This is a genomic window from Metabacillus sp. B2-18 (genome assembly GCF_021117275.1).
In the GTDB taxonomy this organism is placed as follows: Bacteria; Bacillota; Bacilli; order Bacillales; family Bacillaceae; genus Metabacillus.
The window spans coordinates 1,095,838-1,111,421 of the sequence record NZ_CP088245.1 but is presented as its reverse complement, the minus strand read 5'-3'; the positions used below and the strand labels follow the sequence as shown (position 1 = coordinate 1,111,421).

Here is a 15,584-nt window from a genome sequence, read left to right as displayed (position 1 = left end):
TTTTTAGTGATGGTGCTTCTTATCTCCCTGTATAAACAGGTTTTCTTTTCTCCACAAAAGCTTGAAGTCCCTCGACTCTGTCTTGAGTTGAAAAAGCATTCCCAAAGCAAGTACTTTCAATGATAAGTCCTGATTCTAAGTCCGTATTTCCACCAACGTTTACTGCTGTTTTTACCATTTGAAGTGCAACTGGTGGTTTTTGAGCCAATTTCTTTGCCCATTCCTTTGCTGCACCAAGAACCTCTTCAGCAGGAACTACTTTGTTAACAATCCTTAATTCTAGTGCTCTATTCGCATCAAACATATCACCGAAGTAAAGAAGTTCCTTAGCTATTCCTTGACCAACAATTTTTTGTAATCGCTGTGTTCCCCCACCACCAGGGATGATTCCTAAACCTACCTCTGGAAAAGCAAATTTTGCTCGATCTGAGCTAATTCGCAGATCACATGCTAGAGCAAGCTCTAAGCCTCCACCAAGTGCTAAACCATTAAGTGCCGCAATAACAGGCTTTGTCGTTTGTTCAATTTTAGAAAAGACGGTTCTAGATACTTTGTTCATCTTATTAACACCAACAAGATCAAGACTGGCCATTTCATTGATGTCAGCTCCTGCCACGAATGCTTTCTCACCGCTACCAGTAAGAATGATGGCACGGACTTCATCGTCTGCATCTAATACATCAAATAAGGTTGAAAGTTCTTGAAAAACAACGGTGTTCAACGGGTTAACCGGTGGTCTATTAATCGTTACCACCGCTACATTTTCTTCAATTTCACATAATAAAAATTCATAAGTCATTATTAAGTCCCCCTTCATTATTCGTAATCGTAAAATCCTGCACCTGTTTTCTTACCGTGACGTCCTGCTCTCACTAGCTGCTTTAATAATTGTGGTGGTGCAAAATGGTTATCATTAAATTCTTCTTTAAAATACTCCATCACATGGTAACCAATCTCAACTCCTGCATAATCTTGAAGAGTGAAAGGTCCCATTGGATAGTTCAATCCAAGCGTTACAGCCTTATCGATATCTTCAGCTGAAGCAACGCCTTCCTCTAATAGCTTAATCGCTTCAATAAATTGTGGAATCATAATTCTATTTACGATAAATCCAGGAGAATCTTTCTTTACTTCTACTGGCTCTTTCGAAAGCTGTTTAGATAACGCTTTCAATTCTTCGATGGTTTCATCACTTGTTTTATAGCCACGAACTACTTCAACAAGCTTCATGAGTTGTGCTGGATTAAAGAAATGCATCCCTGCCACACGTTCTGGACGTTTCGTTGCAGAAGCAATTTCTGTAATAGACATGGACGAAGTATTTGTAGCTAAAATACAATTTTCGTTCACAATGCTATCAAGCTTTGAAAATACTTCTTTCTTTAATGAGAGATCCTCTAAAACTGCCTCAATCACAACATCTGCTCCACTCATTTCTTCTAAGCTAGTAGTTGTTTGAATTCGGGCAAATGCTTCTTGCTTTTGCTCTTCAGTCATTTTTCCTCTTTCCACACTTTTGCTCATAAACTTATCAATACGTTTAAGAGCACCATCTAAAAAACGCTCCTCAATATCATTTAAAATAACGTTAAACTTATTCATAGCTGCTAGATTCGCAATACCTGCTCCCATCGATCCAGCACCAACCACACCAATTGTTGAAATCGCCATCTCATCTCATCCCCAATCTCTTTATCAACTTCTATACGTTCATTATAGCCGTCACTCGAAGGGGATTGTACCTACACAATGTAGGAAAAAAAATATATAACTTCCTATGTTTTGTAGGAAGGGCAGTGCACTGGTGTATTAGATAATAATGTCGAATAGTCTTTAAATAAAAAAAGACCCCAGTGTTCTCCATGTTGTAAGATTAAAGTACCTGACAGGGAACCTCATTCTATCAACCAACACGGAGGAGAAACACATGGGGTTAAAAAACAAAAACTATATTAATAATATACAAGGAAGAAAAGGTAGTCAATTCAGTTCACAACTTAGAGGACTAAATTTAGAAAAAGTTTTAATTGTAGCGATTGATGCGGCAAAGTATTTTCAAAAGGCCCTTATCTGTAATTACTTCGGTGATGTTATAGAAAAACCATTTTTCTTTGGGATAAACGAGGTAGGAATAAAGGATATATGCTCGAGGATTAAAAGGGCGGAAAAAGAACTCCAGGCAGAAAAACTGTTGATTGGAGTGGAAGTTACTGGTCATTATTACGAGGACATTGTAAAAGAATTAAGTAAGTTTGGATATCATGTGACTTTAATAAATGCAGCGACAACTCATGAGGAAAGAGCTAGCGCTCTAAATTGGAGTAAAACAGATGACCTCGATCTTTACGCTATCGCTCATGCCTTAATGCAAAATAAAGGTATGGAAAACAAATTACCAGAAGGTAATTTTCGTAAATTAATGACACTTACTCGTGCAAGAAGAACTGAGGTTCAAAAGCGCTCAAAAACTCGTGTGAAAATACGGACTTTGATGGATCATATCTGGAGAGAGTTTCAAGGATATATTGAAGTGAAAGGTAATGTGCCAAGGAAAAAATTGATTTTTAGTGATTTCTGGGGAAAGTCCTCGTTGATTTTCATGGAACATTACCCCCATCCTTCAGATGTTTTATCTCTTGGACTTAATGGTATTAGGGAAATCTCGCGATTACAAAAATTAAGAATGAGAGAAGATACCATGAATACCCTACTCTCCGTAGCCGAGAATTCTATTGTTAAACCAAAGGAAGATCTGTCTGCAGAATTACTTTTACTTCAACTAGCACTTAGGGATTTAAGGCAATTAAACGAAACAATCATCATTCTCGAAAAAGAAATAGAACGGGTATTACTCCAAACAGAAGGTAGACTTCTATTAACAGTCCCAGGAATAGGGGTAATTACCGCGGCAGAGTTCTTTAGCGAATTAGGTGAAGTTTCTCATTACGAGAATGCCGGCCAACTTATAAAAAAAGCTGGTACAAATCCAATTATTATTCAGTCTGGTGGAACACAAGGATTCTACGGTAAGATCTCTAAGCAGGGAAACAAGCACTTACGATTCATCGTTTATACCGTAGGTAAATCGTTGGCACAACACAATAAAGACTTACGACCTTTCTTTGATAGACTGAGGGAAAGAGGAAAACATGCAAGAAAAGCCTATATAGCTTTAGGGAATAAATTTATCAAAATAGCCTTTTCAATGTTACAACACAAGAAGCCTTATCAGTCTAAACAGCCACAATACAGTTATTTATCAGAAATTAAAAAGAAACTCAACTACACAAAAACAGAAGAGTTTTTAAAAATAGTATTAGCAGCTTAAATCGTAAAAAATGGAGTCTCCTCTTCTAGGATCGAAGGAAAATCGACTTAAGTGCCGGAGGCAAATATGACCTCGAGTGACAGCATGATTTACTTCGTCCTGTAAATGCGAATTGTACGTTAACTATGACTTGTACTAACCAGGTTGCATCCCTACAGAATTGAAGCGAAGTAAGGCTATTATTCAGATCTTAGAAGAGTGAGATTCCAATATAGTGTTTTCTGTCGGTTGTTTACTGTATTTTTTTTACAGAAATACGTTTAGTGTATTTAAGTTGTTCAAAAACTTTAAAATTCTTATTGACATAGTACGCTGTCACTTCCCGGAATTTGTCGAAAAAACAGCCCAACTTACACAAGTTGGACTGCTTCTACTACTAATCTAGCTCTTCTTCAATCGCTCCCCATGCATATCATGCAGCTTGAAAGCCATCATTAAATTAAACCTGATTTCAGCATCATTCAAATCAACATTTAGTAGTGATTCAATTTTTTCAAGTCTGTATAACAGGGAACTCCGGTGGATGAAAAGCTCATCTGAAGTACTTTTAATATTTCCGTTATTTTGTAGAAAAACGTATAAAGTATGATATAAATCTATGTTTTTATTTTCTGTATAAGTTAATAAAGGATCCAGCTGACTTTTTATAAACAAGTTAACCGCATTAGATTGATCGAGATGGTGGAGAATTGTATAAGCTCCAAGATCTTCATATAGTGAAAAAGAGATATGCTTCATCCTAATATTCATAACATTTAATGCTAAAAGTGCCTGTTGGTAACTTACATAATAATCTTTCATATTGCTTGTTGATGTACCAATCCCCAATAAAATCTTACAACCAGAAAACACTTCTAGTGACCATTTATCAATATTGTCATAAAGGTTTTTCCAATACTTTTTACTTTGAACATCATCATCCACTGGAATTAGCAGGATATAGTTTTCATCATGTGAAACAGTTAATATCCGAGAATCAAACTTTGCAAGATGTGACTTAATTGCATCCCATACGAGGACTTTTTTTGCTTGCTGTTCTAAAAGATCATCTTCATTTAATGAAATCGTCAATACCGCGACACGATGACATTTAAAAATATCCCATTGAAACAGGTTAGCATATTGAATGATGCTCTCTTGATCTTCGATTTTTCCCACCAACAATTTACTAATAAAGCTATCCTTAACCTGCTCTTTTGTATCGAGAACAAGCTTTTGCTTAATAAACTGAATCGAGCATATATTTCGTGCCATCTCAACCGTTAGCTGGTCAAATTCATTCATCTCGCTTGCTGTATTGCAAACAGCAAGATATCCTAATAAATTGCCTCCGCCGTTTATCACCCAAAAAGAAAACACACAGTCGTCTCTTTCAGGGTGTACGACAGTAAACTTCTCTTGTTTTTTCAGATTTTGCCTTAACCTTTTCGCTTGTAGTGCAAGGTTATCAGGTAAATTGTAATCGTTATCACAATTTCGGAAATTAAAAGCAATCGGCCTCATAAATCGATCATATAAAATAACTGTTTCTTGAAATAGATCTGAGAGCTTTAATGTAATTCCTTCAAAATCATCATCTTCAACTGTTTTTTTCACCAGTGATTGTTGAAAATCTAGTAAAAAGTGAAGACGGTTTTTATTATCTTTTTCACTTTTATATAATCGTGCATTCTCTAAGAGAGTCGCAACATGTGTTGATAGCATTTCTAATATTTTTAAGTCTTCTTCAGAAAAAGGTCTTTCGTATTTATTCTGAACATGAAGCACACCAATTGGCTTAAGATCAATTAAAAGTGGTACTGTCATTTGGGCGCATCCAATTTCCTCAAGAAATGGAAAGTATTCCTTAAGTGCATAGTTATCCTCAATCATCATTATATCGGGATATTCCATTTCACCATAAACAGGCTTTTGTAAGTCAAAGCAATTCTCTTTCTCATTATATAAATACATACAAGCAAAATCAGCATTTGTTGAATTCCCAGCTCTGTGTGTTACTTCTAAAAAATGCTGGTCTAGAGAAGAATCAAGAGACTGATTTTTGCTAATCCATTCAATTCCCTCTAGCTTTTTCAACTGATTTTCCTTTTGTCTAGCCACAGATAGAGCGACGGCCATATCTTTTCCAAATTCCTCAAAATGACTTTCCAACTCTAGAAGTGGAACATAACTTAAAAAGCCTACGATACAAAAACCAAAGTGTTGAATGTCATCATTTAACGGAACAGTAAACCATGTTTTCACATTTTCTTCCTTAAGTATCTCTGTTAACCTGCAAGAATCATTTGTTGCAGAAGCTTTATATGTTAAGCTTTGACGAAGAAGTTTGGAGGAACAGCTTGCCGCTAAAAGAGGGAAATGCTTAAGGACTGAAGGAATATTTCCACTCCATGCCTTAGGAATAAAAGAATCTCCCTCACTCAAAACGACTCCAACAAAATCACAATATAATTCAGAACGGAACGAATCAGCTAAATATTGAAGCACTTCATCTTCTGTATTAATTTTAATTAGCTGCCGGGATGTGGTTCGTAGATGATGCTCTACTTTTTTCATTAGTATTTCTCTCTTACTGTTTGACACACAATAACCCCCTATTTCCGTTTTTCTTGATACTAATAGTATAAAAGAAGAAAAACTTAATTGAAAAGGTAATCGTGATCGTTTAAACGATTAATCAACTTGATAAAATGAAATTTGAACATCATTTGGTCTTCTAATTCCTTCACCAATGAAAATCATTCGGTTCAAATAAGAGTATTTTTCACTGCTCGTTTCAAAAGACGGAGTAGTTTTGAAATAATAAGAACCATCAGGAACCTGCTCACCACGAATAATTTTATCTATGATTTCTTTAGGACCATGTCTGTATCCTTTATTAATCACATAAATGGGTACACCATCGTCCGTTTCAATTACATAGTGAGCAAGAGCTTCTGTTACACCATCATATCTTATCATCTGGTAATCTGCGCCTCCTGAAAGGACTTTGCCTTTTATACCATTACCTTCAAAAGTACCGCCAATAATCGGAATAACTCTCCTTATGCCTGTTCCAACATCCCCAACTTCAATTGGGTTAGCTACCTGAATATTTGCCTTAAAAACAAATGTCGTTTCCATCTATAAAATCCCTTTCTTTGCTGAAAATTTTTAGACACTTAAACAAAAATAGAAAATGGGCAACCTTCTACCATTCTTAAATTTCTTAAAGAATAGTAGCGAAGTTAACCCATTTGAAGCTAAAACCTGACAAATTTATTTTGCTACATTCACTGGGCGATTTGCTGGTTTAATCTCTTCTTTTGCTTCGTAATAATCTCCATGTTTTTCTTGGACAAACAGCATCGCGATTCCTCCGAGTAATGCAGCTCCTCCGATTGCAACAAAATTAAACTGCGGTAATAGATTCATTGCTAATAGGAACCCAACAAAGGTTGGTGCAACAATTCCTCCAATACGACCAAATGCCATTGTGCTTCCAAGTGCAGTGGAACGCATGCTAGAAGGATAGTATTGAGAAACAAATGCATTGGAGATGTTCTGTAATCCAACTGAAGCTGCACCAATGATCGCAATTAATACGAAAGCAATTGCCATACTATTTGTTAATCCGATAAAGGATAGCGCTATAGCACCGCAGAAGAATAAAGGAACAAGAACCTTTTTAAATCCAATTTTATCAACCAAACGACCAAAAATAATCGTACCTGCAATTGCCCCAATTTGCATGACAGCCGTAAATGCTAGACTTGAGCTAAGGTCATAACCTGATTGCATCATAAGTCGAGGTAACCATGTGTTCATAGAATAAATTAAAACAAATGCACTAAAGCAAGATATCCAGAACATAATGGTACTTAACGCACGTTTATCTTCAAATAGCTTCACAACTGGTGAACCTGGTTCTTTTGCCGGTGGCTTTACAAATTCAAACTCCCCACCAGTTCTTAAGCTTGGATCAATTTTCATTAATGTTTTTCTAGCTTCCTCTTCATTGCCTTTTTCAATAAGAAACCCTACCGACTCAGGGATACTTTAAAAATGGAATAAACAAAAGTGGAATACCCGCTAACCAATAAACAGGCTCCCATCCAACTGTTGGTAATAGAGAACGGCTAGTAAGTGCTGCTGTAAGTGCTCCAATAGAATATCCACAGAAAATGAAAGAAATAATAGCAGATCGAACTCGTTTTGGAGAAAACTCAGTAGCAAGAGCAATAACATTCGGCATTACCCCACCCAAACCAATTCCGGCAATGATTCTAAATATAGCAAATAAAATTGGACCTGTTGCAAAACCTGATATCATGGTAAAGAAACTAAATAAGAACGTTGTTAGCAAAATAATTTTTTTACGACCTATTTTATCAGACAGCATCCCAAAAATAACTGCCCCCAAAGCGGTTCCGATAACAGTGTAACTGCCTATTGCACCAGCCGTTACGTCTGAAATTCCCCACTCCTGAATTAATGATGGAACAGACGCACCATAAACGACAACATCATAACCATCAAAAGCAATAACCAAAAACAACCAAGTTATCAGCCATACATGAAACGAAGAAATTTTACTATTATCAATAACATTCATCGGGTTAATCACTTTCATTTTGTTAGCCCCCTATTAGATATTTTAGTAAACGCTTTCAATTTTACCTCCCTTTTCAAATATTCAGTTTTCTTATCCATATTGTAATAGAATAAGAAAAGAATAGTTAGCTACTTTATGTAGGAAAAAAGGAAATTTGTTTCGTTAAATTTGTGGAAAGAGTTGAATAAAAAAACTTCAATCCCATTTGGACTGAAGCTATGTTATAAAGTATTTTATTTAAAACTCTTTCATATCTTTTCTACTCAAATAACTATACACTTATTAAAAAATTGCTTTATTATGCTCCTTTGACAACAAGAATAGTAGCTAGCTTATAGATAGAGAATAACTCTATGAATGGAGATTTAATAATAGTAATTATCCAACGAGTATCACTTCCTAAAAAACGTTAACCTCAAAACATCCTTCATAAACTCATCAAACGTCCCGAAATTCTTCTGATTATACCACTTTTGAACAGTCTGCATTAACCAAAATGGAATGGCTTTACCGTCAATTAGATCGTAATACTGATAATATGCGTTTTTCAGGTGCTCCCACCGAAGATCGTTTCCATCCTTACTATATTCAGATACGTCAATAACCTTCGCTTTCCCTTGTTGAAGCAAGATATTTTTCAAATGAATATCTCGTGGGTTCAGTCCCTGTTCTTTTGCAAAATCCCTAGCATCTTCAACGTCCAAAATAACTTGATGTGGAATATGAATTCCTTGCAAAATGCAGTCGTATAAAGTAATACCCTCTTCAAAGCTTAAAACTAAGTAACGTTCATGAACAGCATAACAAGTAGCGAAAAATGGTGAATTCTTTAACCTTTGATATACCTCTGCTTCTGTTTGAATTTTTTCCTTTTTATCCTCTGCATAAAGCTTAAAGGCGTATTGTGGTTTATGTGCATATTGAAACACAGCAGCATCCGTCCCAACACCAATGCATCTTAAATCATCCAAGCTGCCGTGAATTGTTACAGGCTTATTATTTGGATTTGATGTGATTTTAATTTTAGACAACAGCTTATCAACAACTAACCATTCCTTTTCCATAGCTTCACCCTTTTTCTTGAGTACTTTAGTATTCTATACGTTTCTTGTTATTCCATATATATGCTAGTTCTAGGGCTATGACCCACCCACCAAGCCAAACAAACCCTGCAAGAAAACCTGCGAAAACATCAGATGGATAATGTACTCCCAAATAAATACGACTGATTCCAATTAATAAGATAAGACAAATGAGCGCAGCCACGACGACAACTTTACGAATCTTACTTCCATCATATCGAAGAGACAAATAAACTAAGAATCCATAAAGCAACATACTTCCCATTGAATGTCCACTTGGAAAACTCAAACCATCAACATCAATCAATCTATTATCATCAGGACGATCTCGATTGAAATAGATCTTTAATAGTGAATTAAGTAATCCTCCTCCTGCCACAACAATCAAAAAGCATAGAGTAGCTAATAAATCTTTGTATTTTAAGTAAAACCATACCATTCCAACAATAAGTAAGGATCCGAGCATTGTACTAGAGCCAAGATGAGTAATAAACACCATCACTGGATCCAATAACTGAGAAGAGTAGGATCTAACAGCACGTATCAACACTGAATCAAATGAAAATGAATTTTTCTCCAATAAGGTAAGTGACAATTGAAAAAAAACAACTACATTCATAGCTAGTCCAAAAAGTATTGTTAATAACCATATCTTTGACATATTAAGGTGTTTTCTCTTAATCTCATGTTTCAGAACAGATTTCATCCACATTCTCCATTCATTCATTTTTCAATAATCGAGTAGGAGGCGCCTCACGGCGCCGACCTCTCACACCACCGTACGTACGGATCCGTATACGGCGGTTCGAAAGTTTATGAAATCACATTATACAAAGATTTTAAGCCTAACTTTTGCCAATATTCATTGTTTAAGGCAAAATCTAGTTGAGGGCTTTTGGAGATGCGCCAATATTTCTTCCTTGAATTGGCGCATCTTTTTGCCTTGTCTTTTGAGACACCAAGTTTAATTAGGTTTTTGTATCTTGTTTTCGGTTTCTTCCACTCTTTCCATCTACAAGCTCTTAATCTGCGTCTTGTATGGGCATCTATCTTTTCTGCATATTTCTTTATGTCCCCCACTTTAAAATAGTTGCCCCAGCCTTGAATGAGTTGATTTATCTTCATAATCCGAAATTCCATACTTACTCCCCAATTACGATTCGTTAGCTTCTTTAATTTAATTTCGAATCTTTCCTTCGACTTTATTGGCACGTATACTCTCGTTTTCTTTCGGTAGAAGCTCACCCCTAAGAATACACGTGCGTTCGGCTTTCCCACTGCACTCTTTTCCTCATTTACCCGTAGTTTAAGCTTTCTTTCAATAAATTGAGTTACCCCAACCTTGACTCGTTCTCCAGCTTTTATGCTTTTAACATAGATGTTACAGTCGTCCGCATACCGGACGAATCTGTGTCCTCGTTTCTCAAGTTCCTTATCCAATTCATTTAGAATAATGTTACTAAGAAGTGGACTTAATGGACCACCTTGTGGTGTTCCTTCTCTATTTACTGTTACCACACCGTTTTCCATGATTCCAGCTTGTAGAAATCTTCGAATCAGTTTCAAGGTTGGCTTGTCATCAATCGTCTTTGCGATTAGTGCCATTAGTTTGTCGTGTTGCACTTTGTCAAAGAATTTCTCCAAGTCGATATCCACCACATACCTATAACCTTCCTCAATATAACTTCTTGCCTGTCCAATTGCTTGATGGGCACTTCTATTAGGACGGAAACCATAACTATATTCACTGAATTGCTTTTCAAAGATAGGAGTTAACTTTTGAACGATTGCTTGTTGGATCACTCGGTCCGTCACAGTAGGGATTCCTAGTTTTCTTTTTCCGCCATTAGGTTTTGGTATCTCTACCCTTCTAACTGGTTGAGGCTTGTATTTTCCTTCTCTCGCTAAGTGGATAATCTCTAGCCCGTTTTCCTTCAGATAAAGGCGAGTAGCTTCTACATCTTTCGCATCGACACCTGCTGCTCCTTTGTTCTTCTTAACCTTCTTGAAGGCTGAGTTTAGATTATCTCTATCGAGAATTTGTTCAATTAATGTTTTATCTGATTTCATATTGGCTCCCATGTTCTTGAGATTGCACAAGGATAACTCCACTCTAAAGATAGACTCTTACTTTCCGAGTATCACCTCTATCTTTAGTCATCTAATGATTGGCTGTGTCTTTGTTTCCTTGTCATGTTACTCTAACAGGGTTCCTCCTTTCGTTCCGTCCTTCCCATCGTTAGATGGTACTATGACTTCAGCTGACTTCTCTTAGTTCAGTTACATATCACTATGTAAGTTCCTATTTTAAAGGGTGTCTAAGAGATCTCCCAGGGTAAGTTCATCCACTTTCTCCTCATATATCTGCCACATTTATCGCTATTCTACCGAGGATATTTTGGACTTTGTTTTGTTTTGCAAACTCGTCCTAAAATAACGACCTCTAATGTGATTCGTATACCTCAGACCAAGGATTTGCCTAGGGCTTCCTTCAGATTCCATGTCGCCATGGACACCCTTGCCTTCGACTAATGGTTCGCTATCCCAACGCCCATAACGGACTTTCACCGTCTAGTTGATGAACATGCCTGGCACACAAAAAAAGACCCTTACTATTTAGTAAAGGTCTAAAAAAAGACCTTCACCAATTAATAAAATTGGCAAAGGTCTCGCTAACAATATAAATTGCCAACAAAGCCGGGGCAATAATATCCCGAAATGACGACTTTGTTTAACAGCTACTCCCCTTTGAGGAATACGATCATTTAGTTGAGCTAATTCTAGCAAAATATGTGATAATGGTCAATCATTAATAGCTGGGAATTCATCTCAAAGAATGAGTGGTGACTTTTTATCATCTATTTCACAACAGGATTCTTCTGTACCTCATTTAACTGATGAATCATTCCCTGCAGCATCTCTTCTGTAAACTTTCCATCACTAAAATTAGATAAAGCACGTAATGGCATATATTTCATCATCGCTGCCATCATTTCTGTACCTTCCCCTTCGTCATCAGCAGCTGCTGCAAACGGACTTCCTTCTTGAGCTCTTGCTAACATTTCTTTCGCTAGTGGTGCAACTTTAAGGTTTGCAAGCAGATCTCCAATTGTTGTATTACGATGAACAACTAATGGAAGCTCTAATGAAGATTCAACGTTTACCTTTTCTGATAAAACAATCTCTTTTGAGCTTTTTCCTACTAATAGTTTGAACTCTCCACTTTCTACATGCCAATCTTTTAACTCTGTATTGTAGTAAGCAAAAGCACGTTTATCTAACGTAAATTTAACGGCTTTTTCCTCGCCAGGTTGTAATTCTACTTTTTCAAACCCTTTTAATTCCTTCTCAGGTCTGCTTACACTGCTTTCTACATCTTTTACATAAAGTTGAACAACTTCCTTACCAGCAATAGCACCTGTATTTTTCACATTTACTGTAACAGTAAGTGTTTCTGTATCTTTTAGTTGGTTTGAGCTTACTGATAGATTGCTATATTCAAATGTTGTATAGCTAAGTCCAAATCCAAATGGGAATAAAGTTTCTACATTTTTTGTATCATAATAGCGGTAACCAACGAAAATTCCTTCGCGATACTCCACTCGATCTCCCTCACCTGGGAAGAATAAATAAGAAGGATTGTCACTTAATCTTTTTGGGAATGTTTCAGCAAGTTTCCCGCTAGGGTTTTCATCACCAAAAAGAATATCTGCAATGGCTCCGCCAAGTGCTTGACCTCCAAGATAACCCTCAAGTAATCCTTTTACTTTATCTAACCATGGCATTTCAATTGGTGCACCGTTGCTTAACACAACAATAATATCCGAGTTCACTTCAGCAACGGCATCAAGTAAACGCTTTTGATTTTCAGGAATGTGTAAGTGTACACGATCATAGCCTTCAGATTCGTAACGATCTGGTAAACCTGCAAACAAGACAACTGTTTCTGCTTGTGCTGCCACTTCTTTTGCTTCATGGATTAATGCTTCATCAATCTCATCTTTATCACGATAGTATCCTTGGGCATAAGTAACACTTGCTTCTGGTCCAGCAGACTTTTCAATTTCCTCTACAATGTTTTCAAGCTTTGTTGGCTTAATATGAGAGCTTCCTCCACCTTGATATCTTGGTGCTTTGGCAAATTCTCCAATTACTGCGATACTACCTTCTTTTTTAAGTGGTAGAATGCTGTTTTCATTTTTTAATAGCACCATGCTTTCTCTCGCAGTTACTCTAGCTAACTGATGATGCGCTTCTTGATCATATGTTGCATTTTCTTTCTTTTCTTCAACTGCTTTAAAAATAATACGGAGAATACGTTCCACAGCAGCATCAAGCTTTTCTTCAGGTAAAGTACCATTTTGAACCGCTTCGATCACTTTATTTTCACCGATTCCTTTTGAAGCCGGCATTTCTAGCTCTAACCCATTAGCCAAGGCAACATCACGCTCATTTACTGCTCCCCAGTCAGAAACAACAAAGCCTTCAAAGCCCCACTCATCTTTCAAGATATCATTTAATAAATAGTTATTTTCAGAAGCAAACTCACCGTTAATTTTATTGTAAGAGCACATCACTGTCCATGGCTGTGATTGTTTTACTGCTCCTTCAAAGCTAGCTAGATAGATTTCACGGAATGTTCTTTCATCAACAATCGCATCCGTTGACATTCTGCGGTGCTCCTGATTATTCGCTGCGAAATGCTTTAGTGATGTTCCAACACCTTGACTTTGAACACCTATAATATGATTTGCTGCCATTTCTGATGAAAGGTACGGATCTTCAGAGAAATACTCAAAGTTACGACCACATAAAGGCGAACGCTTAATGTTTGCACCAGGTCCAAGAAGAACAGCTACATCCTCAGCCTGACATTCTTTTCCTAACGCAACCCCAACTTGCTGGATTAGATTACGATCCCATGAGCTCGCCATTCCTGCAGCAGATGGAAAGCATGTCGCTGGTACACTGTCGAATAACCCTAAGTGGTCAGCCCCCATTCTTTGTTTTCGTAATCCGTGTGGGCCGTCTGTTACCATAATTGATGGAATTCCTAATCGTTCAATTCCTTTTAGGTTCCAGAAATCTTTACCGGAACATAGCCCGGCTTTTTCTTCTAATGTCATCTGAGAAATAAGAGCTTTAATGTCTTTTGCCACCATAATCCCTCCATAAAATAGATAAAGTAAACGCTTTCTAGTAAACTATATGTTTTATTATAAATAACAAGCCTATATATTTTTGGTATTATTTTAGTATTTTTAGCTATATTTTAATATTATATTCTGTATGGTATCATTCAAATAAAATGTGAGGAGACAAAGATGATACTTAAGGACGTAGATTATATTTGCAAACTGATTTATGAATCCTTTAACATTCCTATTACCTTCATAGATCACAACGATATGGTTAAATTTGAACAGTCTTCTCTTAGTTTTAAAAATCCTAACAGCTCGTTTCACCACAACATATTCAAGCAATTTAACTTTAGAAAAGAAACATTTCTATTCCCACTGTTCGTCAAAACAGAACACTATGAAGAATTTTTTTTCATTCAAATTAGACAGGAAAATGAGTATAAAGGAATGATCATTGTCGGTCCAACTCTTGCACCCGAGCTAACAAATGATAGACTAACAGCACTCATAAATGATATGAATGTTCAAAAGAGTCTAGGTGAAAAACTCGTTTATTATTTTGAAACCCTTCCCCGACTTTCTCATATGAAATTAATGAATATTAGCATGCAAATATACTATATGCTTTACCAGGAAACACTGGACCCGGCAGAAATCATTTTAAAAAATAGTAAAGTTGGAGATCTTCCATTCAAAATTGAAGATCCCCAAGTAACCATTTCGCAACAACGGGAAAATGTCTCATTTCATCATGATTTTATGTATGAGAAAAGGCTATTTCAATTCATTAAAGAAGGTAGGAAGGAAGAATTCTTAAAGATATTTAAAATAAGTCCCGAAAACGGTAAGGTTGGAATTCTTTCTAAAAAAAGTCAGTTACGTCATAGTAAAAACCTTGGTATTACTGCGATTACTTTAGCAACACGCGCCGCAATTGAAGGTGGTCTTCATTATGAAATTGCTTATACACTTAGCGATTTGTATATCCAAAGCTTAGAGGAATTAACAGATTGTTCATTGATTGATCCTTTTATAGAACAAGCATTAAGTGAATTTGCCGATCATGTACGTAAGCAGAAACAACAAAGCTACTCTAAGCCAATAAACAAGTGTATGAATTATATTTATACACATCTTTACGAAGAATTGACCCTAACACAACTTGCGGAACTAGTAGATATGCACCCAAATTATGTATCTTCTCTTTTTAAAAAAGAAGTAGGAATATCAATTGCGGAATATATTCATAAAACGAAAATCGATGAAGCCAAAACATTGTTAACTTTTACGGACTATTCACTTTTAAAAATTTCGACAATCTTAAACTTTCATGATCAAAGTTATTTCACAAAGGTGTTTAAGAAATATACCGGTATAACACCTAAGAAGTACAAAACTTTAACATAAGAAAAAGGTGAGTAGCAAATAATACATTTTGC

General features: G+C 36.3%; 10 protein-coding genes and 1 pseudogene. 2 read left to right on the top strand and 9 right to left on the bottom strand.

The window, feature by feature from the left end; genetic code table 11:
- Positions 1 to 19 precede the first annotated feature (19 nt).
- Together LPC09_RS05700 and LPC09_RS05695 are read right to left on the bottom strand one after the other, a co-directional pair.
- Positions 20 to 799 (bottom strand): enoyl-CoA hydratase-related protein, encoded by a 780-nt coding sequence (locus LPC09_RS05700; RefSeq protein ID WP_098795371.1) that lies wholly within the window; start codon positions 797 to 799, stop codon positions 20 to 22.
- 17 nt (positions 800 to 816) lie between these two features.
- Positions 817 to 1,671: a 3-hydroxyacyl-CoA dehydrogenase family protein gene (locus tag LPC09_RS05695; protein WP_098795372.1), complete on the bottom strand. Its 855-nt coding sequence runs from the start codon at positions 1,669 to 1,671 to the stop codon at positions 817 to 819.
- Between the two features lie 256 nt (positions 1,672 to 1,927).
- On the opposite strand from LPC09_RS05695, the gene LPC09_RS05690 reads away from it, so the two are divergent.
- Positions 1,928 to 3,328, top strand: a complete 1,401-nt coding sequence (locus LPC09_RS05690; RefSeq protein ID WP_098799487.1) for an IS110 family RNA-guided transposase — start codon at positions 1,928 to 1,930, stop codon at positions 3,326 to 3,328.
- A gap of 381 nt (positions 3,329 to 3,709) precedes the next feature.
- Here LPC09_RS05690 and LPC09_RS05685 read toward each other — a convergent pair whose 3' ends face one another.
- From LPC09_RS05685 to LPC09_RS05655, 7 genes and pseudogenes are all read right to left on the bottom strand, one after another.
- Positions 3,710 to 5,911, bottom strand: coding sequence for a helix-turn-helix domain-containing protein (locus tag LPC09_RS05685; RefSeq protein ID WP_231309184.1), 2,202 nt, complete (start codon positions 5,909 to 5,911; stop codon positions 3,710 to 3,712).
- A 90-nt stretch (positions 5,912 to 6,001) separates the two neighbouring features.
- Positions 6,002 to 6,451: a DUF3237 domain-containing protein gene (locus LPC09_RS05680; RefSeq protein ID WP_098796471.1), complete on the bottom strand. Its 450-nt coding sequence runs from the start codon at positions 6,449 to 6,451 to the stop codon at positions 6,002 to 6,004.
- Between the two features lie 135 nt (positions 6,452 to 6,586).
- A pseudogene (locus LPC09_RS05675) lies at positions 6,587 to 7,940 on the bottom strand (MFS transporter).
- A gap of 374 nt (positions 7,941 to 8,314) precedes the next feature.
- The gene (locus LPC09_RS05670; RefSeq protein WP_098796473.1) at positions 8,315 to 8,986 is read right to left on the bottom strand and encodes a serine/threonine protein kinase; all 672 of its coding nucleotides are present in this window, start codon (positions 8,984 to 8,986) and stop codon (positions 8,315 to 8,317) included.
- Between the two features lie 25 nt (positions 8,987 to 9,011).
- On the bottom strand, positions 9,012 to 9,710 hold the full coding sequence (locus LPC09_RS05665) for a phosphatase PAP2 family protein (protein ID WP_176551026.1): 699 nt from the start codon (positions 9,708 to 9,710) through the stop codon (positions 9,012 to 9,014).
- Between the two features lie 107 nt (positions 9,711 to 9,817).
- Positions 9,818 to 11,074 carry a group II intron reverse transcriptase/maturase gene (gene ltrA / locus LPC09_RS05660; protein WP_098796497.1) on the bottom strand — a complete coding sequence of 419 codons (1,257 nt, stop codon included), beginning with the start codon at positions 11,072 to 11,074 and terminating at the stop codon, positions 9,818 to 9,820.
- Between the two features lie 788 nt (positions 11,075 to 11,862).
- Positions 11,863 to 14,163 carry a glycoside hydrolase family 3 C-terminal domain-containing protein gene (locus tag LPC09_RS05655; protein WP_098796475.1) on the bottom strand — a complete coding sequence of 767 codons (2,301 nt, stop codon included), beginning with the start codon at positions 14,161 to 14,163 and terminating at the stop codon, positions 11,863 to 11,865.
- A gap of 165 nt (positions 14,164 to 14,328) precedes the next feature.
- Here LPC09_RS05655 and LPC09_RS05650 point away from each other — a divergent pair, with 165 nt between their 5' ends.
- Positions 14,329 to 15,552, top strand: coding sequence for an AraC family transcriptional regulator (locus tag LPC09_RS05650; protein WP_098796476.1), 1,224 nt, complete (start codon positions 14,329 to 14,331; stop codon positions 15,550 to 15,552).
- Positions 15,553 to 15,584: the final 32 nt, after the last annotated feature.

Excerpts from the sequence above, each read along its gene's own strand:
- LPC09_RS05700 (WP_098795371.1), bottom strand. The coding sequence starts at position 799 with ATGACTTATGAATTTTTATTATGTGAAATTGAAGAAAATGTAGCGGTG.
- LPC09_RS05695 (WP_098795372.1), bottom strand. The coding sequence starts at position 1,671 with ATGGCGATTTCAACAATTGGTGTGGTTGGTGCTGGATCGATGGGAGCA.
- LPC09_RS05690 (WP_098799487.1), top strand. The coding sequence starts at position 1,928 with ATGGGGTTAAAAAACAAAAACTATATTAATAATATACAAGGAAGAAAA.
- LPC09_RS05680 (WP_098796471.1), bottom strand. The coding sequence starts at position 6,451 with ATGGAAACGACATTTGTTTTTAAGGCAAATATTCAGGTAGCTAACCCA.
- LPC09_RS05670 (WP_098796473.1), bottom strand. The coding sequence starts at position 8,986 with ATGGAAAAGGAATGGTTAGTTGTTGATAAGCTGTTGTCTAAAATTAAA.
- LPC09_RS05665 (WP_176551026.1), bottom strand. The coding sequence starts at position 9,710 with ATGAAATCTGTTCTGAAACATGAGATTAAGAGAAAACACCTTAATATG.
- ltrA (WP_098796497.1), bottom strand. The coding sequence starts at position 11,074 with ATGAAATCAGATAAAACATTAATTGAACAAATTCTCGATAGAGATAAT.
- LPC09_RS05650 (WP_098796476.1), top strand. The coding sequence starts at position 14,329 with ATGATACTTAAGGACGTAGATTATATTTGCAAACTGATTTATGAATCC.